Source organism: Hydrocarboniphaga sp. FW305-C-57, assembly GCF_058783045.1.
The window spans coordinates 16,818-35,439 of record NZ_JBYSYG010000009.1 but is presented as its reverse complement, the minus strand read 5'-3'; the positions used below and the strand labels follow the sequence as shown (position 1 = coordinate 35,439).

22 protein-coding genes and 1 other RNA gene are annotated in these 18,622 nt (G+C 66.3%); 2 read left to right on the top strand and 21 right to left on the bottom strand.

Annotated elements, in window-relative coordinates; genetic code table 11:
* Positions 1–72: 72 nt before the first annotated feature.
* The 3 genes from AC3WUM_RS17555 to rsmI all read right to left on the bottom strand — a co-directional run bounded on the left by AC3WUM_RS17555 (position 73) and on the right by rsmI (position 2,142).
* Entirely contained in the window at positions 73–513 is a 441-nt protein-coding gene (locus AC3WUM_RS17555) for a division/cell wall cluster transcriptional repressor MraZ (RefSeq protein WP_492411779.1), read from the bottom strand.
* A gap of 328 nt (positions 514–841) precedes the next feature.
* An RNA gene (rnpB, locus tag AC3WUM_RS17550) (RNase P RNA component class A) lies at positions 842–1,231 on the bottom strand.
* Between the two features lie 26 nt (positions 1,232–1,257).
* The gene (gene rsmI / locus AC3WUM_RS17545) at positions 1,258–2,142 is read right to left on the bottom strand and encodes a 16S rRNA (cytidine(1402)-2'-O)-methyltransferase (protein WP_492411777.1); all 885 of its coding nucleotides are present in this window, start codon (positions 2,140–2,142) and stop codon (positions 1,258–1,260) included.
* A gap of 45 nt (positions 2,143–2,187) precedes the next feature.
* On the opposite strand from rsmI, the gene AC3WUM_RS17540 reads away from it, so the two are divergent.
* Positions 2,188–4,011: a penicillin-binding protein activator gene (locus tag AC3WUM_RS17540; protein ID WP_492411776.1), complete on the top strand. Its 1,824-nt coding sequence runs from the start codon at positions 2,188–2,190 to the stop codon at positions 4,009–4,011.
* Positions 4,012–4,017: 6 nt separating this feature from the next.
* A complete protein-coding gene (locus AC3WUM_RS17535) occupies positions 4,018–4,368 on the top strand; it encodes a YraN family protein (RefSeq protein WP_492411774.1) in 351 nt (116 codons plus the stop codon).
* A 45-nt stretch (positions 4,369–4,413) separates the two neighbouring features.
* On the opposite strand, the gene AC3WUM_RS17530 is transcribed toward AC3WUM_RS17535, so the two are convergent.
* From AC3WUM_RS17530 to AC3WUM_RS17445, 18 genes are all read right to left on the bottom strand, one after another.
* The gene (locus AC3WUM_RS17530) at positions 4,414–4,836 is read right to left on the bottom strand and encodes a ClpXP protease specificity-enhancing factor (protein ID WP_492411772.1); all 423 of its coding nucleotides are present in this window, start codon (positions 4,834–4,836) and stop codon (positions 4,414–4,416) included.
* 58 nt (positions 4,837–4,894) lie between these two features.
* Positions 4,895–5,539, bottom strand: a complete 645-nt coding sequence (locus AC3WUM_RS17525) for a glutathione S-transferase N-terminal domain-containing protein (protein WP_492411770.1) — start codon at positions 5,537–5,539, stop codon at positions 4,895–4,897.
* A 120-nt stretch (positions 5,540–5,659) separates the two neighbouring features.
* The gene (locus tag AC3WUM_RS17520) at positions 5,660–6,418 is read right to left on the bottom strand and encodes a cytochrome c1 (protein ID WP_492411768.1); all 759 of its coding nucleotides are present in this window, start codon (positions 6,416–6,418) and stop codon (positions 5,660–5,662) included.
* Entirely contained in the window at positions 6,415–7,668 is a 1,254-nt protein-coding gene (locus tag AC3WUM_RS17515) for a cytochrome b (RefSeq protein ID WP_492411766.1), read from the bottom strand. Before AC3WUM_RS17515 ends, AC3WUM_RS17520 begins: the two co-directional genes overlap by 4 nt.
* Before the next feature lie 22 nt (positions 7,669–7,690).
* Positions 7,691–8,284, bottom strand: a complete 594-nt coding sequence (petA, locus tag AC3WUM_RS17510) for a ubiquinol-cytochrome c reductase iron-sulfur subunit (RefSeq protein WP_492411764.1) — start codon at positions 8,282–8,284, stop codon at positions 7,691–7,693.
* 254 nt (positions 8,285–8,538) lie between these two features.
* Positions 8,539–10,287, bottom strand: a complete 1,749-nt coding sequence (ptsP, locus tag AC3WUM_RS17505) for a phosphoenolpyruvate--protein phosphotransferase (protein ID WP_492411763.1) — start codon at positions 10,285–10,287, stop codon at positions 8,539–8,541.
* Between the two features lie 103 nt (positions 10,288–10,390).
* Positions 10,391–10,657 carry an HPr family phosphocarrier protein gene (locus AC3WUM_RS17500; RefSeq protein WP_492411762.1) on the bottom strand — a complete coding sequence of 89 codons (267 nt, stop codon included), beginning with the start codon at positions 10,655–10,657 and terminating at the stop codon, positions 10,391–10,393.
* An 18-nt stretch (positions 10,658–10,675) separates the two neighbouring features.
* On the bottom strand, positions 10,676–11,074 hold the full coding sequence (locus tag AC3WUM_RS17495) for a PTS sugar transporter subunit IIA (RefSeq protein ID WP_492411760.1): 399 nt from the start codon (positions 11,072–11,074) through the stop codon (positions 10,676–10,678).
* 25 nt (positions 11,075–11,099) lie between these two features.
* Positions 11,100–11,960, bottom strand: coding sequence for an RNase adapter RapZ (gene rapZ / locus AC3WUM_RS17490; RefSeq protein WP_492411759.1), 861 nt, complete (start codon positions 11,958–11,960; stop codon positions 11,100–11,102).
* On the bottom strand, positions 11,957–12,508 hold the full coding sequence (locus AC3WUM_RS17485; RefSeq protein WP_492411758.1) for a hypothetical protein: 552 nt from the start codon (positions 12,506–12,508) through the stop codon (positions 11,957–11,959). The genes rapZ and AC3WUM_RS17485 overlap by 4 nt, the downstream gene beginning before the upstream one ends.
* A 10-nt stretch (positions 12,509–12,518) precedes the next feature.
* Complete coding sequence (locus AC3WUM_RS17480; RefSeq protein ID WP_492411756.1) at positions 12,519–12,977, bottom strand: PTS sugar transporter subunit IIA; 459 nt, start codon at positions 12,975–12,977, stop codon at positions 12,519–12,521.
* Between the two features lie 111 nt (positions 12,978–13,088).
* A complete protein-coding gene (gene hpf, locus AC3WUM_RS17475) occupies positions 13,089–13,430 on the bottom strand; it encodes a ribosome hibernation-promoting factor, HPF/YfiA family (RefSeq protein ID WP_492411754.1) in 342 nt (113 codons plus the stop codon).
* 92 nt (positions 13,431–13,522) lie between these two features.
* Positions 13,523–14,983: an RNA polymerase factor sigma-54 gene (locus AC3WUM_RS17470; protein WP_492411753.1), complete on the bottom strand. Its 1,461-nt coding sequence runs from the start codon at positions 14,981–14,983 to the stop codon at positions 13,523–13,525.
* A gap of 198 nt (positions 14,984–15,181) precedes the next feature.
* Positions 15,182–15,910, bottom strand: coding sequence for an LPS export ABC transporter ATP-binding protein (gene lptB / locus AC3WUM_RS17465; RefSeq protein ID WP_492411751.1), 729 nt, complete (start codon positions 15,908–15,910; stop codon positions 15,182–15,184).
* Entirely contained in the window at positions 15,907–16,569 is a 663-nt protein-coding gene (gene lptA, locus AC3WUM_RS17460) for a lipopolysaccharide transport periplasmic protein LptA (protein WP_492411750.1), read from the bottom strand. Before lptA ends, lptB begins: the two co-directional genes overlap by 4 nt.
* Entirely contained in the window at positions 16,544–17,116 is a 573-nt protein-coding gene (gene lptC, locus AC3WUM_RS17455) for an LPS export ABC transporter periplasmic protein LptC (RefSeq protein ID WP_492411749.1), read from the bottom strand. The genes lptA and lptC overlap by 26 nt, the downstream gene beginning before the upstream one ends.
* Positions 17,113–17,622 (bottom strand): KdsC family phosphatase, encoded by a 510-nt coding sequence (locus AC3WUM_RS17450; protein WP_492411747.1) that lies wholly within the window; start codon positions 17,620–17,622, stop codon positions 17,113–17,115. The genes lptC and AC3WUM_RS17450 overlap by 4 nt, the downstream gene beginning before the upstream one ends.
* Entirely contained in the window at positions 17,622–18,614 is a 993-nt protein-coding gene (locus AC3WUM_RS17445; RefSeq protein ID WP_492411746.1) for a KpsF/GutQ family sugar-phosphate isomerase, read from the bottom strand. The genes AC3WUM_RS17450 and AC3WUM_RS17445 overlap by 1 nt, the downstream gene beginning before the upstream one ends.
* Between the last annotated feature and the right edge of the window lie 8 nt (positions 18,615–18,622).

Below are 18,622 nucleotides of genomic sequence, written 5' to 3'. Positions count from 1 at the left end.
GCGCTCAGGTCGGATAGAGGCAGAAAAGCCGCCGGAGGCGGCCGCTTGCGGGGAGGGCGTGTGCATGGCGCATCACCGCTTGATGAGCTTGAGCGCTTGCTTGACGCGCTCGGGCTCAGCACGGCGCGCCTGGTAGCGCGATTCGTCCCAGATGTCGAAGCGGCTGATCTGCCCTTCGACGACGACGCGGCCGTTGAGCAGGCCGGATTCTTCGCGCAGCCACTGCGGCAGCACGATGCGGCCCTGGCCGTCGAGTTCGACGGCGACCGAGCGGCCGATGATTTCCTGCTTGAGCAGTTCGGCCTGCTCGCTGTCTTCGAGGCTCTGGATCTGCTCGGCCAGGCGTGCGAACTCGGCCGACGGAAACACTTCGAGATGCGGCTTGCCATCGTGGGAAAACGGGGTCAGGTACAGCGGGCCGGCATCGGTTTTGGCGAGCGCATGCCGAAACGAGGCCGGGACCGCGACACGGCCCTTCTCGTCCAAGGAAACGGCATACCAGCCTGAGAACACCGAGCACTCACTTTGGACCGCAGCCGGTCCACCCGCCTGAGAAAGTCGTTACGGAAGCAACCCCCCGCTCCAAACAATGTTTCAAAGCTTCAAGCCCACCAGATTCACCACTCAATGGATTTGATGCCCCACTTTGCCCCACTCCGCGCCACTATATTCCACGGCAATGGTGCGCGCAACCGAAATCCCAAGCCGAAACAAGGGCTTGAGCTTCAGGCGCGATTCAGGATTTTTTGGGGAAAGACTGACGAAAAAACAGCCACTTGCGCCAACTTCCTGAAGTGGAAGTCAGCTCGTGGCGTTCGATGCGGATTCGAAAACGAGGAAAAAAGCGAGTCGGCCTGTAAGCCGGGTTCTGTCCGGAGCCTTGCGACCCCTCAACAACCATTCCTCTAGGCTGCACGTCGCCGTGCAGCTCCAGCAGCCTACCCGGTGGGCGCGTGGGCCACGCGTCGCCTTTCTTGCGAAAGACATCCCACCCTATTTGGCCTTGCTCCGAACGGGGTTTGCCGTGCCGGTCCATTGCTGGACTCGCGGTGCGCTCTTACCGCACCGTTTCACCCTTGCCTGATCCCGCTTGCGCGGGCCATCGGCGGTTTGGCTCTCTGTTGCACTTTCCGTAGGCTCGCGCCTCCCAGGCGTTACCTGGCGTTCTGCCCTGCGGAGCCCGGACTTTCCTCCCCCATCTCGCGATGGCGGCGGTTGTTCGGCCGACTCGGCGCGGAGTCTACTGCAGGAGCCGCCTCATTCCGAGCCGCCCGAACCACCGAGCTCCATCGCGAGCGCGTAAAGCTCGTTCTTGCGCGCCCCGGTCAGCTCGGCGGCGACGCGTGCCGCCTTGGCCGGCGACAGCTCCTTGAGCAGCACGCGCAGCAGGCGCAGCTGCTCGGTTTTGCCGGCACTTTCGGCCTTTGCTCCCTCGATCACGAGCACGAACTCGCCGCGTCCGCGATTGCTGTCGGCCGCGAGCCAGGCGACGAGCTCGCTCGCCGGCAGCAGCACGCTCTGCTCGAAGCGCTTGGTGATCTCGCGGGCCAGGCAGACGCGGCGCTCGGGCCCGAGCTCGGCGACGAGATCGGCCAGCGTCTCGGCGATGCGATGGCTCGACTCATAGAAGATCAGCGTCTGCGGCAGGCCGCCGAGCTCGCGCAGGCGCTCGCGGCGCGCGGAGGACTTGTGCGGTAGAAAGCCGGCGAAGCAGAACGCGTCGCTCGGCAGGCCGGCCAGCGACAGCGCGGCGATCGCGGCGCAAGGGCCCGGTACGGCGATGACCGGAATGCCGGCCTCGCGCGCGGCGCGCACGAGCACGAAGCCCGGGTCCGAAATCAGCGGCGTTCCGGCGTCCGAGATCACCGCCACCGCGCGGCCTTCGCGCAGCTGGGCGAGCACGTCGGCGACGGCACGGCCCTCGTTGTGCTCATGCAGGGCGCTCAGCGGCCGCTGGATGCCGAAATGCGCGAGCAGGCTGCCCGAGGTGCGGGTGTCCTCGGCGCAGATGCGATCGACTCCGCGCAGCACCGCCTGGGCGCGCGGCGACAAGTCGCCGAGATTGCCGATCGGCGTCGCCACGACGTAAAGATGACCGGGCGCGACGGCGTTTTCGGCCGTGCTGGAAGAAAGCTCAGACATGGGAACTGCAATCCTGGTGCGCAATTGGCGTGCGATACTTTACCGATGCTGCGATCCCGACTTTTCTGCGCGAGCCTGTTCGGGCTCGGCCTCGTACTGGCCAACGCCCTGGGCAGCTCCAAGGCGGCCGCCGATCCGCAGCCGGCCGCGGAGCAGGCCCTGTCGGCAGCCGAGGCGGCGATCAATACCGACAACGACAGGCTCGCCGAAACCTGGCTCAGCCGGATTCCGGCCGGTTCGCTGACGATGCCGCAGATGGCCCGCGCGCAGATCGTGCGCGCCGACATCCTGCTCAAGCGCGGCCAGCCGATGCCGGCGCTGCAGTCGCTGCCCGCCAGCTCCGATCACGTGCCGCTCTACGCCGCGCAGATCGAACAGCTGCGCGCGCAGGCCCTGTTCGCACTCGGCGATCCGGTGGCCGCGGTGCGCGCGCTCGTGCTGCGCGAGCGCTTCGTGCAGAGCGACCCGGCTGCGCTCGCCGAGAATCGCGACCAGATCTGGAACGGGCTGCTGCGCAACCCGCCCGAGGCCGGCGATCTGCCCAAATTCGCCGCCCAGAACACCGCGACGCGCGGCTGGCTCGAGCTGTTCCAGACCTGGCGCCAGGGCTCGATGGCGAACTACGGCGCCTGGAGCGCGAAATTCCCCGGGCACCCAGGCAATGCGCGCATCGCGGGCTTCATGGCCCGCCCGGCGCAGGCTCCGGCCGTCGCGACGACAGCGCCCTCGCCGCCGGCTTTCGCGTCACCGGCCGCGTATCCGCCGTCCGCACCGGCTCCGATCAGCGATGCGCCCTTGCAGGTCTACGCGGGCAACCGCGGCGGCGGCTTGGCCCTGCTGGTTCCGCTCAGCGGCCCGCTGGCCGCGACGGGTGAAGCGGTGCGCACCGGCTTCATGGCCGCGGCGAACAAGGGCGGCGCCGGCGGAAGCGTTCGCGTCTACGACAGCGGGGCCGACGCGAGCCAGGCGATCGGCGCCTATCAGACCGCGCTCGGCGAAGGCGCCGGCGTGATCGTCGGACCGCTCGTCAAGGATGCGGTCACCGCGCTCGCCCGCATGGGCCCGCCGGCGGTTCCGCTGCTGGCGCTCAATGCGCTCGACGCGAACCAGCCCGCTCCGGCCAATTTCCTGCAATTCGGCCTCGCGCCCGAGGACGAGGCGCGCGCCGCGGCGACGCAGGCGATCAACCAGAACCGCCGCCGGGCACTCGCGCTGGTTCCAGCGAGCGACTGGGGCAACCGCGTGCTGATCGCGTTCCGCGAACAGTTCACCGCGCTCGGCGGCACCGTGGTCTCGGCCGAGGCCTTCCAGTCGGGCGCGCCCGATCCGTCGAAGGTGGTCAAGAAGCTCATGTCGCTCGACGCGAGCGAAGGCCGGCACAAGGCGCTGACCGCGGTGCTCGGCAAGAACACCGAGTTCGATGCGCGCCGGCGCGAGGACGTCGATTTCATCTTCCTGGCCGCCAAGCCGTCGGACAGCTACCTGATCCTGCCGCAGCTGCGCTTCTACCGCGCAAGCGCTCTGCCGATCGTGAGCACCTCGCTGATCTTTGAGGGCCGCGGCATCGACTGGCAGCGCATGAGCGTCTGCGACATGCCATGGATGCTCGAAACCCAGGGCCAGTGGGCGCAGGCGCGCAGCGAGGCGACGGCGACGGATGCCGGCCCGATGCGCGGCTATCCGCGTCTGGTCGCGCTCGGCGGCGATGCGTATCGCGTCGCCAGCCGCCTGCTCACCAACAACCTGCACACGGGCGATCGCATCGACGGCGCGAGCGGCCGTCTCGTGATCGGCGGCGACGGCCGCATCGCACGCGAACTGAGCTGCAGCGCGCCGGTGAACACGGCGGTCGCCAGCGCGGCGCCCTGATTCGCGATGAAGGGCGCGGACGCCGAAGACCTCGCGCTGCGCCATCTGCAAGCCCAGGGGCTCACGCTGCTGCAACGGAATTTTCGCGCGCGCGGCGGCGAACTCGACCTGGTCATGCGCGAGCGCGGCAAGCCCGACACGCTGGTCATCGTCGAGGTACGCAAGCGCGGCAACGCGCGCTACGGCAATGCGATCGAAACCATCGGGACAGCCAAGCGGCAACGCATCGTGCTCGCGGCGCGCTGGCTGCTCGCGTCGAATGCGAAATTCGCGGACATGCCGGTGCGTTTCGATGTCATCGCGCTCGATGCGAACGACCGCGTCGAATGGATCCGCGGGGCTTTCGACGCCGATTGAAGCCCGGCGCTTGCGCGATCGGCCGGTGCGCGATTCGAAGGCGCTTTACTTGACGACGCGCAGGTTCGGGCGGCCCGGACGCGGCGGCTTGCTCGGCTCGTCGGGTGGCGGCGGGGGATCGGTGGGCTTGCCGTCACCGGGCTCGGGCGGCTCGACCTCTCCGAACACGATGCCCTCGCCGTTCTCGCGCGCGAACACCGCGAGCACCGCGCCGCTGGGGACCTGCACGTCGAACGAGCGGCCCGAGAAGCGCGCCGAAAACCAGATCGGATCGCTCTGCACATCGAGGTTCTGCACCGCCATCGGGCTCACGTTGAGCGTGATGCGCCCTTCCTGCACGTACTCGCGCGGTACCACCACGCCCGGATAGTCGGCCGACACGAGCAGGTGCGGCGTATGGCCGTTGTCGGTCGCCCAGTCGTAGATGGCGCGAATCAGATAGGGGCGGCGGGAGCGAAAAACCGGCATGGGATCGTGCGGAATCGGCGGTGGTTGCAGCGAAGCCGAGTGTAGTCGGTTCCGCCGTTCAGCGCGTTGCCTGCACGAGCTTGGAGACCGCGGCGCGTGCGAACGCACGCTGCGCGTAGCGGCGCAGTGGATCGGCCGAGGGCGGCAGATCGAGCCTGATCTCGGCGATCTTCCAGAACAGCGCGGTCCAGGCGCTATCGACGATGGAATGATCCTGGCCGAGAAACCAGCTGCGGCCGCCGAACAGCGGCACGCTGCCGACGAGTCTTTCGACGAGCCGCTTGCGCGCTTCGCGGCCGCTTGCGCTGGTCGGGTTCTCGGCGGCCGGCAGCAGCGGATACAGATCGGCCTCGATGCGATCGAGCACCATGCGCAGGCGGGCGCGCTGGGCCGGATCGGGCGGCATCATCGGCGGATGCGGATAACGCTCGTCGAGATATTCCACGATCACGCGCGCCGGATAGATCACGGTGTCGCGATCGGCGAGCGTCGGCAGTGCGTGAGTCGGATTGAGCAGCGCGAGGTCTTCGCTCGGCCGGCCGGGACGCTCGATCTGCAGCCGGGCACCGTCGACGTCCTTCTCGGCGAGCACGAGCCGCACCCACAGACAGCCCACCGCTCCGGCGCTGCAGAACAGCGTGATGCCGGAATTGGCCGCGGGCTTGTTCGGCGGCACGTACTTCGTTTTGGCGCGCAGAGACATCCAGCGACTCTAGGCGATCACTGGGCAAAAAGTCGACAGTTGTGCAGCAGCGTCCAAAATGAAGAAGCCGCCACGGACGACTCCGTGGCGGCTTCCGGCAAAACAGGTTTCAGACGGACATCAGTGCTTGATGTCGCGCCAGAACTCCTTCTTGAGGAAGTAGCAGAGCGTCAGCAGGATGAGCAGGTAGAACATCGCCTTCGGGCCCACGCCCGTGCGGATGCTCTTGCCCGGCTCGGCCGCGTAGGCCATGAAGTTCACGAGGTCGCCGACGAACTTCTCGTACTGGTCGGGCGTCAGGCTGCCCGGCTGCACGAGCTTGAGCGGCACGCCGTGGTGCTCGCCGCCCGCACCGTGATCGCCGGCCTCGTCGTGTTGCTCTTCCTTGACCTGCCATCCCTGCAGCGCCCACAGCACGTGAGGCATCGAGGCGTTCGGCAGCACGAGGTTGTTGACGCCGAGCGGACGCTTGGCATCGACGTAGAACGTGCGCAGATAGCTGTAGACCCAGTCGGCCCCACGTGCGCGCGTCTCGAGCGTCAGGTCGGGCGGCGTCTGCCCGAACCAGCCCTTCGAGGCATCGGCCGGCATCGACGACAGGATCGCGTCGCCGGGCTTGTCGCTCGTGAACATCAGGCTGCTCTTGAGCACGTCGTCCGGTATGCCGAGATCCTGGCCGATGCGGTTGTAGCGCAGGTACTTCATCGAGTGGCAGCCCGAGCAGTACGCCATGAAGTCACGCGCGCCACGCTGCAGCGAAGCCAGGTTCGAGGTATCGGGCGTGTAGCTGTAAGGCAGCGCATGACCACCGGCGGCAAACGCCGAACCGGAAACGACCAGACCCGCAACTGCGGTCAGCAATTTGGCAAAGCGCTTCATCCCGTCACCCTTTCCGGCACCGGCTTGGATTTTTCGAAGTTATGAATGAACAGCAACGAGAAGAAGAACGCGAAGTAGTACACCGTGCCGATGCGCGACAGCAGCGTGTACAGCACGCTGGTCGGCTGCATGCCGAGGTAGTTCAGCATGATGAAGTCGATCGCGAAGATCAGCGTGAGCAGCTTGGTCAGGTTGCCCTTGTAGCGGATCGACTTGATCGGGTTGCGATCGAGCCACGGCAGCAGGAACAGGATCAGCACCGCGCCGAACATCACGATCACGCCCGGCAGCGCCGAGCTGAACATCGACGGCGTCGCGCGCAGCATCGCGTAGAAGGCGCCGAAGTACCACGCCGGCGTGATGTGCTCGGGCGTGACCAGCGGATTGGCTTCCTGGAAGTTCGGCTTCTCGAGCAGGTAGCCGCCGCCATCCGGAGCGAAGCAGATCACCGCGACGAAGATGATCAGGAACATCGCGACGCCGACCAGATCCTTGACCGTGTAGTACGGGTGGAAGCCGATGCCGTCGAGCGGAATCTTGGTGTCCGGATCCTTGTGCTTCTTGATCTCGACGCCGTCGGGGTTGTTGGAGCCCACTTCGTGCAGCGCGATCAGATGCGCGACCACCAGGCCCACGAGCACGAACGGCAGCGCCACCACGTGCAGCGAGAACAGGCGATTGAGCGTGGCGTCCGACGGGATGTAGTCACCCTGCACCCAGACCACGAGGTCCGGGCCGATGAACGGGATCGTGCCGAACAGCGAGATGATCACCTGGGCTCCCCAGTAGCTCATCTGGCCCCAGGGCAGCACGTAACCAGCGAAGGCCTCGGCCATCAGCACGAGGAAGATCAGGCAGCCGAACAGCCAGATCAGCTCGCGCGGCTTCTTGAACGAGCCGTAGATGAGCCCGCGATACATGTGCAGGTAGACGACGATGAAAAACGCCGAGGCGCCCGTCGAATGCATGTAGCGGATGACGTTGCCCCAGGGCACGTCGCGCATGATGTATTCGACGCTGCCGAAGGCTTCGGCCGCGCTGGGCTTGTAGTGCATCGCCAGGATGATGCCCGAGAGCAGCTGGTTAACGAGCACCAGCAGCGCGAGCGATCCGAAGTAGTACCAGAAGTTGAAGTTCTTCGGCGCGTAGTACTCGGTGAGGTGATCGCGCCAGAGCTTGGTGAGCGGAAACCGGTCGTCGATCCAGCCGAGGAAGCCGGTGGTCTTGTAGGGATTGGGTACGATGGCCATTGCTGTCTGCCCTGTCGGTGCTTTAGGCCGCAGCCTGGTCTTCGCCGATCACCACCGAGTTGTCGCCTTCGAACTTGTAAGGCGGCACCACGAGGTTGGTCGGCGCCGGAACGCCGCGATAGACGCGGCCGGCGAGGTCGAACTTGGAACCGTGGCAGGGGCAGTAGAAGCCGCCCTGCCAGTTCGGCGCGATTTCCGGAGCCGGATGATCCGGACGGAAGGTCGGCGAGCAGCCCAGGTGGGTGCAGGAGCCGACCATGACCATGATCTCGGGCTTCACGGAGCGCGTTTCGTTCTGCGCGTACTTGGGCTGGTGATCGACGGTGGATTCCGGATCGGCCAGATCGCCCTTGACCTTGGCCAGGCTCTCGACCATCTCGGGCGTGCGCTTGATGATCCAGACCGGCTTGCCGCGCCAGGCCAGCGTGATCATCTGGCCGGCTTCAAGGCCGCCGATGTCCGCCGTCACCGGCGCACCGAGCGCCTTGGCTCGCTCACTGGGCTTGAGGGAGGCCAGGAAGGGCCACACCACCGCACCCACGCCTACAGCGCCCACGCCAGTGGTGGCGAGGGTCAGGAACCGGCGTCGACCGGTATCCACACCTTCATTGCTCATCGCAACATGTTCCATTTTAGATAGGGCCAAAGATTGAAAAGCGAACAACGGCCTGTCTGGTGTCGACGTCTTGACGCAGCGATATCGGCATTCATCTGCCGGGACATGCTGCGGAACTCCCCCTAAGACGCATTAAAGCCGATCGATTATAAAGCCCTATTGCGCCGGACGTAACCCATAAATGCGACGCCTGTAACCCGGAATGTCACCCGGCAGCGACAGCTGTCGCCCCATCCGCGTGACAGGCCGGATCGTCAGGCGCGGCCATCGTCGCGCAGCAGCGCCTCGAGCTCGTCGGCGCCTTCGGCCTGCGTGATCATGCGGTCGAGCAGCTCCGAGACCCGGCCACGCAGATCGCCGATCGAGGATTCGCGGACCACGCGCTTGACCTCGAGCAGGCTGGTCGGGTGCATCGAGAATTCGGTCAGGCCGAGCCCGAGCAGCAGCCGGGTGTAGCGCGGATCGCCCGCCATCTCGCCGCACATCGACACGTCGATGCCGGCCGCGGCCCCGGCCTGGATGGTCATGCGCACGAGCTGCAGCACCGCCGGGTGCAGCGGGTCGTAGAGATAGTTGACCTCGTCGTCGACGCGATCGATCGCCAGCGTGTACTGGATCAGGTCGTTGGTGCCGATCGAGAAGAAGCGCGCGTGCCGCGCCAGCATCGAGGCGGCGATCGCGGCGGCGGGGACTTCGACCATCGCGCCGATCGGCGGCGGCGTGATCGCCGCGCCCTGCTGGCGCAGCTCCTGGCTGCAGGCTTCGATGATCGCCGCCGCCTGCCGGAACTCGGCGAGGTTGGAGATCATCGGCAGCATGATCTTCATCTGTCCGTGACGAGCGGCGCGCAGCAGGGCGCGCACCTGCGTGCGGAACATCTCCTGTTCCTTGAGGCAGAGCCGGATCGCGCGCAGCCCGAGCGCCGGATTGTTCGGCGTCGGGCCCAGGCTGCGGCCCGAATCGACCTGCTTGTCGGCACCGAGATCGAGCGTGCGGATCGTGATCGGTCCTTTGACGGCCGAAACAACGCGCGCGTAGGCCTCGTACTGCTCGTCCTCGCTCGGCTGGTCCTTGCGATTCATGAACAGGAACTCGGTGCGGTACAGACCGACGCCCTCGGCGCCGTTGGCCGAAGCCACCGCCGCGTCTTCGGGCAGCTCGATGTTGGCGAGCAGGTGCACGCGGATGCCGTCGACCGATTCGGCCGGCATGTCGCGCAGCAGCGTGAGGCGCTTGCGATGCTGGACCTGCTGCTGCTGGCGACGCCGGTAGAACGCCGTCGCGAGCACTTCGGGATCGGCGAGCACGTGGCCGCTCTCGCCGTCGACGATGAGCTGCTCGCCCTCGCGAACGAGCCGGCGCGCGTTGTGCAGGCCGACCACGGCCGGAATGCCAAGGCTGCGCGCGAGAATCGCGGTATGCGACAGCGGGCCGCCGTATTCGGTGACGAAGGCGACCACCGATTGCTGCGCAAGCAGGATGATGTCGGCCGGCGTGATGTCGTCCGACAGGATCACCGTCGGCTCGGTGATCGTATCGGGCTTGAGCGTGAGCTGGGGCTCGCTCTTGAGCAGCACGCGCAGGATGCGATCGCAGACGTGCTCGACGTCGTCGCGTCGCGTGCGCAGGTACGGGTCCTCCATCTGGTCGAACACCGCGATCAGCGCATCGCGCGCCCTTTGCAGCGCCGCCTCGGCATTGCTGCGATCGCTGCGGATGCGCGCGACCGTCGCATCGGTGATCGAGCGATCGTCCATCATCAGCAGATGCGTATCGATGAAGGCCGCGATGTCGCCCGGTGTGCCGAGCGGGATGCGTGCCCTGACTTCGCGCAGCTGTTCCTTGGCGCGGCGCTGCGCCCCGTAGAAGCGCACGACCTCGCCTTCGACATCCGCCGCGGCGAGCGTGTATTCGGGAATCTCGAGCTCGTCCGAATGCAGCTTCTGCGCGCGGCCGATCGCGATGCCGCGCGAGACGCCGATGCCGGATAGCCAGAGGCTCATCTTGTCGTGAGGCGAGAGAAGTGAGGGGTGAGGCGCAGAGGCGAAGGCGCGCAGCTTTGCGGATTGCGCGCCTCACGCCTAACGCCTAACTCCTCACGGCTTTTCACGCCTCTTCTCCGAAGCGATTGGCGATCAGCGCCTCGAGCTCTTCGAGCGCCTGCCGTTCGTCCTCGCCTTCGGCGATCAAGGTGATCTGGCTGCCCTGCGCGGCGGCCAGCATCATCACGCCCATGATGCTCTTGCCGCTAACTTCGCGCTGATCCTTGCGCACGCGCACGTCGGCCTCGAACTTCGATGCCAGCGTGACGAGCTTGGCCGCCGCACGTGCGTGCAGGCCCAGACGATTGACGATGGTGACGGTGCGTTCCATACGAATTCCCTTATCGCCTCATGCGATGCGCGGGCACAGCATGATGCCCTTCTGTCCGCCTTCCACGGCGGTCTGCGCCATCGCCTCGAGCGAAAGCGCCGGATAGTTGAAGACCCTCACGAGCATCGGCAGATTCACGCCGGCGACGACCACCGTGCGCGCCGCGTTCGCGGCGAGCTTGTTGGCGATGTTCGCCGGCGTCGAGCCGTATGCGTCGGTCAGCACGAGCACGCCCTGCCCTTCGTCGAGCCGCTCGATCACGCGCAGGCCCTGGCGCAGCAGCACGTCGGTGGCCTGCACGCGACGCACTTCGAGCACGTCGGTCTTCAGCGGCAACTCGCCGAGCATGTCGGTCATCGTCTCGAGCATCAGGTGCCCGAGCTTGCCGTGCGTGACGAGCAGAAGACCGACGCTCATGAGGGGCTCCGCAAGCGTCGCTGGTTCACGAGAGTTCCCGGTGCTTGTGCAGCACCTGATCGAAGCGCCCGCTGAAATGCTCGGCGAGCCGCTCGACGATGTAGACGCTGCGATGCTGCCCGCCCGTGCAGCCGATCGCGATCGTCAGGTAGGCGCGATCCTGCGCGCGAAACGCCGGCAGCCAGGTTTCGAGAAACCGGGCGATGTCGTCGATCATCGCGGTCACCGGCGTATGGCTCTTGAGCCATTCGCCGACCTTCGCATCGCGGCCCGTGAGCTTGCGCAGGCCAGGCTCCCAATGCGGGTTCGGCAGGCAGCGCACGTCGAAGACGTAATCGACGCCGGTCGGCGTTCCGTTCTTGAAGCCGAACGACAGGAACAGCACCGACAGCTTGCCTTCGACCGCTTCGGCCATGCGCTGGTAGACCGCTTCGCGCAGCTCGTGCAGGTTCATGCGCGAGGTGTCGAGCGGCTCTTCGGCGGAGTTGGCGATCGGCTGCAGCAGCTGGCGTTCCTTGCGCACCGCTTCGAGCAGCGACAGCTTGCCGCTCGACAGCGGATGCTTGCGCCGCGTCTCGCTGTAGCGGCGCAGCAGCACGTCGTCTTCGGCGGTCAGAAACAGCACGCGCACGTCGACGCCCTTGGCGCGCAGCTTGGCGAGATAGTTCGGGAAGCGCCGGATCTGCGCTTCGGACTCGCGCGCGTCGATACCCAGCGCGAGCCGCTCGAAGCGCTTGCCCGAACGCTTGGCCATCGCCCGACGCATCATCGGCTCGATCAGCGCGAGCGGAATGTTGTCGATGCAATACCAGCCGACGTCTTCGTACTGCTTGAGCGCGACGGTCTTGCCCGCACCGGACAGACCGCTGACGATCACGAGCTTCATGGGTTTTTCGAGGCCTCGATGGCGCGATGCTGGCGACGAATGAAATCTTCGGCCGCATCGTAGCCGGAACGCTTGAGTTTCTGATCGCGACAGGCCGCCTCGGCCAGCGCCGCCAGATTGTGGCCGACGCGAATCGGCAGCGCGATCTCGGGCACCTCGACGCCGAGCAGCGTCCGCGCATTGCGCTGACCGTAGACGCGATCGGGCACGCCGCTGATCTCGGGCGGCAGCAGGCGCAGCACCAGATCGAGTGGGCAGCTGCGCAGCAGGGTCTCGGCGCCGAACATGCGTCCGATGTTGAGCACGCCAAGACCCCGCACTTCGAGAAAGCCTTCGAGCAGCGCCGGGCAGCGCCCGATCAGGCGGCCCTGCTCGTCGAGCGCGAATTCCGTGGCGTCGTCGGCGACCAGCCGATGGCCGCGCGACAGCAGTTCGAGGGCGAGCTCGCTCTTGCCGACGCCGCTGCTGCCCGAGAGCAGCACGCCGAGATCGAAGATTTGAATGAAGACGCCGTGCAAGGTGACCGAGGCGGTCGCGCCGGCGCTCATCGGAACCGGATCAGTTGGAGCCGTAGCCCGACAGCAGCGAATACAGCGCCTTGTCGTCCGAAGCCGACCGCAGCTTGGCGCAGAAATCTTCGTCGGAGAACATCTCGGCGATGGCGGCCAGATGCTTCAGATGCGCCTCGGTCGCACTCTGCGGAACCAGCAGGCCGAACACCAGATCGACGGGGTTGCCGTCGTGGGCGTCGTAATCCACGGCCTGCTTGAGCCGCATGAAAGCGCCGACGCTGGTCTCGACACCGGCGACGCGGCCGTGCGGAATCGCGACGCCGTGGCCGAGGCCGGTGCTGCCGAGTTTCTCGCGGCCGGTGAGGCTCGTGAACACCTCGGCCGAGCTTAGCGTGCCGGTGCCTTTCGAGAGTAGAGCGGAAAGTTCTTCGAGCGCCTTCTTCTTGCTGGTCACCGAAGTCCCGTGAGAGACGCGGTCCGCACTCAGAATTTCGCTCAATTTCATTGATTCGCTCCTGTAGAAGCCCGGGATTCTAGCTGAACTGACAGCAAACCGGCTTCACAGACGGCAGAGCCCCGCCCGGCTTGCGCCGGACGGGGCTCTGCGGCTCCAGCATCAATCCGGCTGCGCTTCCTGGAACGGCATGCGCTTGGCTGCCTGCTTCACATGATGGTCACGCAGCTTTTCCTTGTGGCGGCGCGTCTGCTGATCGAGCCTGTCCATGAGCACGTCGATGGCGGCGTACATGTTGTCTTCGACGGTCGCCTCCGCATGGAGATCGGCACCACTCGCATGAACCGTGGCTTCGGCCTTATGTCGCAACTTTTCGACCGACAACACCACATCGGCGTTGATGAGATGGTCGAAATGGCGCTCGATCCGCTTGATCTTGGTGGTGACGTAGTCGCGCAGCGGCGGCGTCAGATCGAGGTGATGGCCGGAGATGTTCAGGTTCATCGTGGGTGACTCCTTTACGTTCGAGCCGACATTGGCTCGGGGATAGCACCCATCGGCGGCAGTCCCGCCGCCAACGGGGACAACAAAAGGATTCAGGCTACGGCTTTGCGCTCATGCGACGGCGGGATGTTGAGGGCTTCTCGATACTTGGCGACCGTTCTGCGTGCGACTTGAATTCCTTCCTTCAGCAACAGATCGGCCAGCGTGGAGTCCGATAACGGCCTCGCGGGATCCTCACCACCGACCATGCGCTTGATCATGGCCTGAATGGCGGTTGCAGAGCAGACACCTCCTTGAGTGGTTTGAACGTGGCTTGAGAAGAAGTACTTGAGTTCGTACAGGCCGCGCGGTGTCAGCATGTACTTGTTGGCGGTGGCGCGCGACACGGTGGATTCGTGGATGCCGAGCTGCTCGGCCACGTCACGCAGCACCAGCGGCCGCATGGCTTCTTCACCGTATTCGAGAAAGGCACGTTGTTCTTCCACTATGCATTGGGACACACGAAGAATCGTCTCGTTCCGTGATTCGAGGCTGTTGATGAAATAACGCGCCTCCTGCAGATGATTCTTGAGCGTGAGCTGGTCGCGCGACTGGTCCGCCCGCTTGATGAAGCTCTGGTAATGCGAGTTGATGCGCAGGCGCGGCATGTGCTCCGGGTTCAGCGAAACACGCCAGCGGCCGCTCTTCTTGGCGACGATGACATCGGGACGCAGATAGTCCGACTCGTGGGCCTGGAACGGGCGTCCCGGATGCGGCTGCAGGTTGCGGATCAGCACGGCGGCCGTCCTGATCACGCCGATGTCGAGGCCGGTGGCCCGGCGCAGGCCGTTTTCGTCGCGGCGCGCGAGCAGCAGCAGATGGCCGTCGGTGATCTTGAGCGCCGCCGCAAGGCCCGGCGTGGCCGGATCGAGCTGCTGCAGTTGCAGGCGCAGGCACTCGGCCAGGTCGCGCGCCGCGATGCCGGGCGGATCGAAATCCTGGATCTGGCGCAGCACCGCTTCGACGCGCTCGGGCGTGACGTTGTATTCATGCTCCAGCCGCACGCAGAGGCCCGGCCAGTCTTCGAGATAGCCGTCCTCGTTGATCGCGTCGATCAGGTGGGCGGCGATTTCGGCGTCGACCGCATCGACCGACATCAGCTGCGCCTGCGAGATCAGGTGCTCCTGCAAGGTGGCGCTGCCGCGCAGGTTGGCCTGCAGGTATTCCTGCAGCCCCTCGTCGTCGGACGAACCGCTGCCGCTCGGCGTGTAGTCGTCGAAAACGTCCTGCCAGTCGGCATCGACGGGCATGTCTTCGGGAATCGATTCGCCGGCGGTGACCTCGGTGATTTCGCCGCCATCGGATTCGGAGGCCGAAGCGGCTTCTCCGGCCGGCTCGCCGGCGTCCCATTCGGAGTCGTCGGTGTCCATTTCGAGCATCACGTTGGAATCCAGCGCCTGCTGGATTTCCATCTGCAGATCGAGGCTCGACAGCTGCAAGAGACGAATCGCCTGCTGCAGTGCAGGCGTCATCGTCAGGGCCATGCCGGCCCGCAATGAAAGCGACTGCTTCATGCTAGACCGTTCCTGAGTTGAGACTGTTTTGAGAGCAAGGTTTGCGTTTCATACGGCTCAACATATACGCCGGTACAAACCTTGCATCAAGTGGGGTAGACGAGGGTCGACCCGGTGTGCATACTGCGGCATTAAGCGCCGCCCCGAACATCCACTCCCGTCGCGATGTTCGCCCGCAATCCCTTATTCAAGGCTTGTTCAAAGCCTGAATTGCTCGCCCAGGTAGACCTTCCTGACGGTCTCGTTCTGCAGCAGTTCCTGCGGCGCTCCCTCTGCGATCACCGTACCCTCCGCGAGGATGTAGGCGCGGCTGCAAATCCCTAGGGTTTCGCGCACGTTGTGGTCGGTGATCAGCACGCCGATGCCGCGGCTCTTGAGATGCGCGACGATGCTTTGAATGTCCCCGACCGCGATCGGATCGACGCCCGCGAACGGCTCGTCGAGCAGGATGAAGCGTGGATTCGCGGCCAGGGCGCGCGCGATCTCCACACGACGGCGCTCGCCGCCCGATAGCGCCTGCCCTTCGCTGGCCCGGATGTGCGCGATGTGCAGTTCGCCAAGCAGGCGCTCGAGTTCTTCGCCGCGCTGCGCCCGGTTCAGGTCGCTGCGCGTTTCGAGGATCGCCAGGATGTTGTCCTGCACCGACAGCTTGCGGAACACCGAGGCTTCCTGCGGCAGGTAGCCGATTCCCAGGCGAGCGCGCGCGTGCATCGGCAGCCGCGTGATGTCCTGGCCGTCGAGCTCGATGACGCCGCCGTCGGCCGGAACCAGGCCGACGACCATGTAGAACGAGGTGGTCTTGCCGGCGCCGTTCGGGCCGAGCAGGCCGACCGTCTCGCCGGCCTGCACCTGCAGCGACACGTCGCGCACCACCGTGCGCTTCTTGTAGCGCTTGACCAGACCGCGGGCGGAAAGAATCGAGCTCATGGGGTGGTCGGCTTGCTGTCGGTCTGGGGGGGCGGCGTCGCGGCGCCGCGCTGCTGCGGCTGGATGATGATCTTCACGGGCCCGCCGCTGCCGCCGTCGGCCTGGATGCGGCGCTGGTTGACGTTGTAGTGGATGGTCTCGCTCGTGAGCTCGTCCTCGCCGCGCGTGACGCGCGCGTTGCCGGTCACGTCGATCTGCCCGGCCTTGGTGTCGTAGAACAGCGTCCTGCCGCGCGCGGTGACCGGCGGCTCAGGCTTCGCGGTCGAGCCGGGCGCCGCGTCGTGGCACAGGTTGGCCGGGTTGCCGAAGACCTTGGCGCGGTACTGGCCATCGCCGAGCTGCTCGAGTTCGAGCTTGTCGCCGTCGATCTTGAGTGTGTCCGACACCAGTTTCACGTCGCCCGAATAGACCATGAGCCCGTTCTGGGCCCAGTCGACGTTCTTGGCGGTGATCGTCACCGGGCCGGTCGGGCGCAGGCGCTCGGCGGTCTCGTTGGGCTTCTTCTCGGCCTTGGGCTTGGCCGCCGCTTCGGCCGGCTTGGCGGTCGACGCCGCCTGCGCGAGCGCCGCGGGCGGCGAGCCGAGCATCAACGCGGCCAGCAGGCCGGCGACGAGGCGCGCATCGGCGCGCCGCTCAACGGGATTGCGGTTTGGGCACATATTCCATCCTGACGTCGCCAAGCAATTGCACGGTCTGCTTCTCCCAGTCGGCCTGCAGTCCCTTGGACCTGCCATTGCGGCTCGCGCTTTCGAACTGCACGCCCTCGTCGGTCTGCAGCTGGCGCTTGTCCGGATCGACCCAGAGCTGGGCCATCTCCAGGGTCACCGGCTCGCCGTCGGGCCAAGCGCCCTCGACATTGACCGGCCCGTGCATCGAAATGCGGCGCTCGTGCGGCGGAGCTTCGCCGCTCGGCGAGCTCAGGTTCCACGGGGTCTTGCTGATGCCGAGCACGTTGACCTTGAGCTGCTCGTAACGCGCCGATTCGTCGTCGTAATAGTCGGCGCTCTCGGCGGTGGCGGTGAAATCGCGCTGGCCCTGCTGGTTGAGCCGCGTCCATTCCACGCCCTTGAGGCTGTAGCGCGGCACCTTGTCGCCCTCGGCTTCGGGCGGCGCTTCGGGCTCCAGCGCCGGTGAGCCGAACAGCAGCCAGGCCGCGACCATCAGCGGCAGCGCGAGCCAGATCAGCGCCGACTTGAGCCGGTTCATGCGTCGATGCCCTGGGCTTCGAGAATCAGGTCCGAAGCCTCGCGAATCGCGCCGTCGCCGCCGCGATACTGGCTGACCCAGTGCGAGGCGGCGATCGCCTTCGGATGGCCGTCGGCGACGCACAGCGCGAGGCCCACGCGGCGCATCAGCGGCAGGTCGGGCGTGTCGTCGCCCATGTGGGCGCACTGCTCGTCCGTGAGGCCCAGGCTGTCGATGATCTCGCGATACGCCGGCAGCTTGTCCTCGGTGGCCAGGCGGATGTGGCGCAGGCCCAGATGTTCGAGCCGGCGCTGCATGGCTTCGGAAGGACGGCCCGAGATCACCGCCACTTCGATGCCGTTGCGCAGCAGGTTCTTGATGCCGAGCCCGTCCTTGACGTTGACGGCCTTGATCTCCATGCCGTCCGGGCCGAGATAGAGCTTGCAGTCCGTCATCACCCCGTCGATGTCGAGGAAGACGCAGCGGATGCGGGCCGCGCGCTCGCGTACCTGTTCGATGGGCAGCATCAGACCACCCCGGCGCGCAGCAGATCGTGCATGTGGATCACGCCCTGGAGTTTTTGCGCATCGTCGGTGACGAGCAGCGCGGTGATCTTGTGCTTCTCCATGAGCTGCACCGCCTCGGCCGCGAGCCAGTCCGGGCGCGCGCTCTTGCCACCGCGCGTCATCACCTGGTCGATCGTCGCGGTGCGCAGGTCGATCTGGTCTTCGAGCGAGCGGCGCAAGTCGCCGTCGGTGTAGACCCCGACGACGCGATCGTCCGCATCGACGATGGCGGTCATGCCGAGGCCCTTGCGGGTCATTTCGAGCAGCGCCGCGGTCAGCGGCGTTCCGGGCGCGACCTTGGGCAGGCGGTCGCCCGTATGCATGAGATCCTCGATGCGCAGCAGCAGGCGACGACCGAGCGAGCCGCCTGGATGCGAGAGCGCGAAATCCTCGGACGTGAAGCCGCGCGCCTCGAGCAGCGCGACCGCCAGCGCATCGCCCATCGCGAGCGTGGCGGTGGTCGAGGCGGTCGGCGCGAGGTTCAGCGGGCAGGCTTCCTTGGCGACCGAGACATCCAGGTGCACGTCGGCGATGCGCGCGAGCGTCGAGCCGGGCTTGCCGGTCATCGCGATCAGCGGCGTCGCCATGCGCTTGATCAGCGGCAGGATCGTGAGCACTTCGGCGGTTTCGCCCGAGTAGCTGATCGCGATCACCACGTCCTGCGGGGTGATCATGCCGAGATCGCCGTGGCTGGCTTCGCCCGGGTGCACGAAGAAGGCCGGCGTGCCGGTGGAGGCCAGCGTCGCCGCGATCTTGCCGCCGATGTGCCCGGACTTGCCCATGCCGGTCACGACGACGCGGCCGTGGCAGCCGAGCATCAGCGTGCAGGCACGGGCGAAATGCGCGTCGACCCGGTCGAGCAGCCCGGCGAAGGCGTCGCGCTCGATCTCGAGCGTGCGCCGGCCGCTGGCCTGCAGCTGTTCGGAGTTCACGGCCTGGGGATGCTTGGTCATAAGGGCGG

Coding starts and splice junctions, on each gene's coding strand:
- rsmI (WP_492411777.1), bottom strand. CDS start 2,142: ATGTCTGAGCTTTCTTCCAGCACGGCCGAAAACGCCGTCGCGCCCGGT.
- AC3WUM_RS17540 (WP_492411776.1), top strand. CDS start 2,188: ATGCTGCGATCCCGACTTTTCTGCGCGAGCCTGTTCGGGCTCGGCCTC.
- AC3WUM_RS17535 (WP_492411774.1), top strand. CDS start 4,018: ATGAAGGGCGCGGACGCCGAAGACCTCGCGCTGCGCCATCTGCAAGCC.
- AC3WUM_RS17530 (WP_492411772.1), bottom strand. CDS start 4,836: ATGCCGGTTTTTCGCTCCCGCCGCCCCTATCTGATTCGCGCCATCTAC.
- AC3WUM_RS17525 (WP_492411770.1), bottom strand. CDS start 5,539: ATGTCTCTGCGCGCCAAAACGAAGTACGTGCCGCCGAACAAGCCCGCG.
- AC3WUM_RS17520 (WP_492411768.1), bottom strand. CDS start 6,418: ATGAAGCGCTTTGCCAAATTGCTGACCGCAGTTGCGGGTCTGGTCGTT.
- AC3WUM_RS17515 (WP_492411766.1), bottom strand. CDS start 7,668: ATGGCCATCGTACCCAATCCCTACAAGACCACCGGCTTCCTCGGCTGG.
- petA (WP_492411764.1), bottom strand. CDS start 8,284: ATGAGCAATGAAGGTGTGGATACCGGTCGACGCCGGTTCCTGACCCTC.
- ptsP (WP_492411763.1), bottom strand. CDS start 10,287: ATGAGCCTCTGGCTATCCGGCATCGGCGTCTCGCGCGGCATCGCGATC.
- AC3WUM_RS17500 (WP_492411762.1), bottom strand. CDS start 10,657: ATGGAACGCACCGTCACCATCGTCAATCGTCTGGGCCTGCACGCACGT.
- AC3WUM_RS17495 (WP_492411760.1), bottom strand. CDS start 11,074: ATGAGCGTCGGTCTTCTGCTCGTCACGCACGGCAAGCTCGGGCACCTG.
- rapZ (WP_492411759.1), bottom strand. CDS start 11,960: ATGAAGCTCGTGATCGTCAGCGGTCTGTCCGGTGCGGGCAAGACCGTC.
- AC3WUM_RS17485 (WP_492411758.1), bottom strand. CDS start 12,508: ATGAGCGCCGGCGCGACCGCCTCGGTCACCTTGCACGGCGTCTTCATT.
- AC3WUM_RS17480 (WP_492411756.1), bottom strand. CDS start 12,977: ATGAAATTGAGCGAAATTCTGAGTGCGGACCGCGTCTCTCACGGGACT.
- hpf (WP_492411754.1), bottom strand. CDS start 13,430: ATGAACCTGAACATCTCCGGCCATCACCTCGATCTGACGCCGCCGCTG.
- AC3WUM_RS17470 (WP_492411753.1), bottom strand. CDS start 14,983: ATGAAGCAGTCGCTTTCATTGCGGGCCGGCATGGCCCTGACGATGACG.
- lptB (WP_492411751.1), bottom strand. CDS start 15,910: ATGAGCTCGATTCTTTCCGCCCGCGGTCTGGTCAAGCGCTACAAGAAG.
- lptA (WP_492411750.1), bottom strand. CDS start 16,569: ATGTGCCCAAACCGCAATCCCGTTGAGCGGCGCGCCGATGCGCGCCTC.
- lptC (WP_492411749.1), bottom strand. CDS start 17,116: ATGAACCGGCTCAAGTCGGCGCTGATCTGGCTCGCGCTGCCGCTGATG.
- AC3WUM_RS17450 (WP_492411747.1), bottom strand. CDS start 17,622: ATGCTGCCCATCGAACAGGTACGCGAGCGCGCGGCCCGCATCCGCTGC.
- AC3WUM_RS17445 (WP_492411746.1), bottom strand. CDS start 18,614: ATGACCAAGCATCCCCAGGCCGTGAACTCCGAACAGCTGCAGGCCAGC.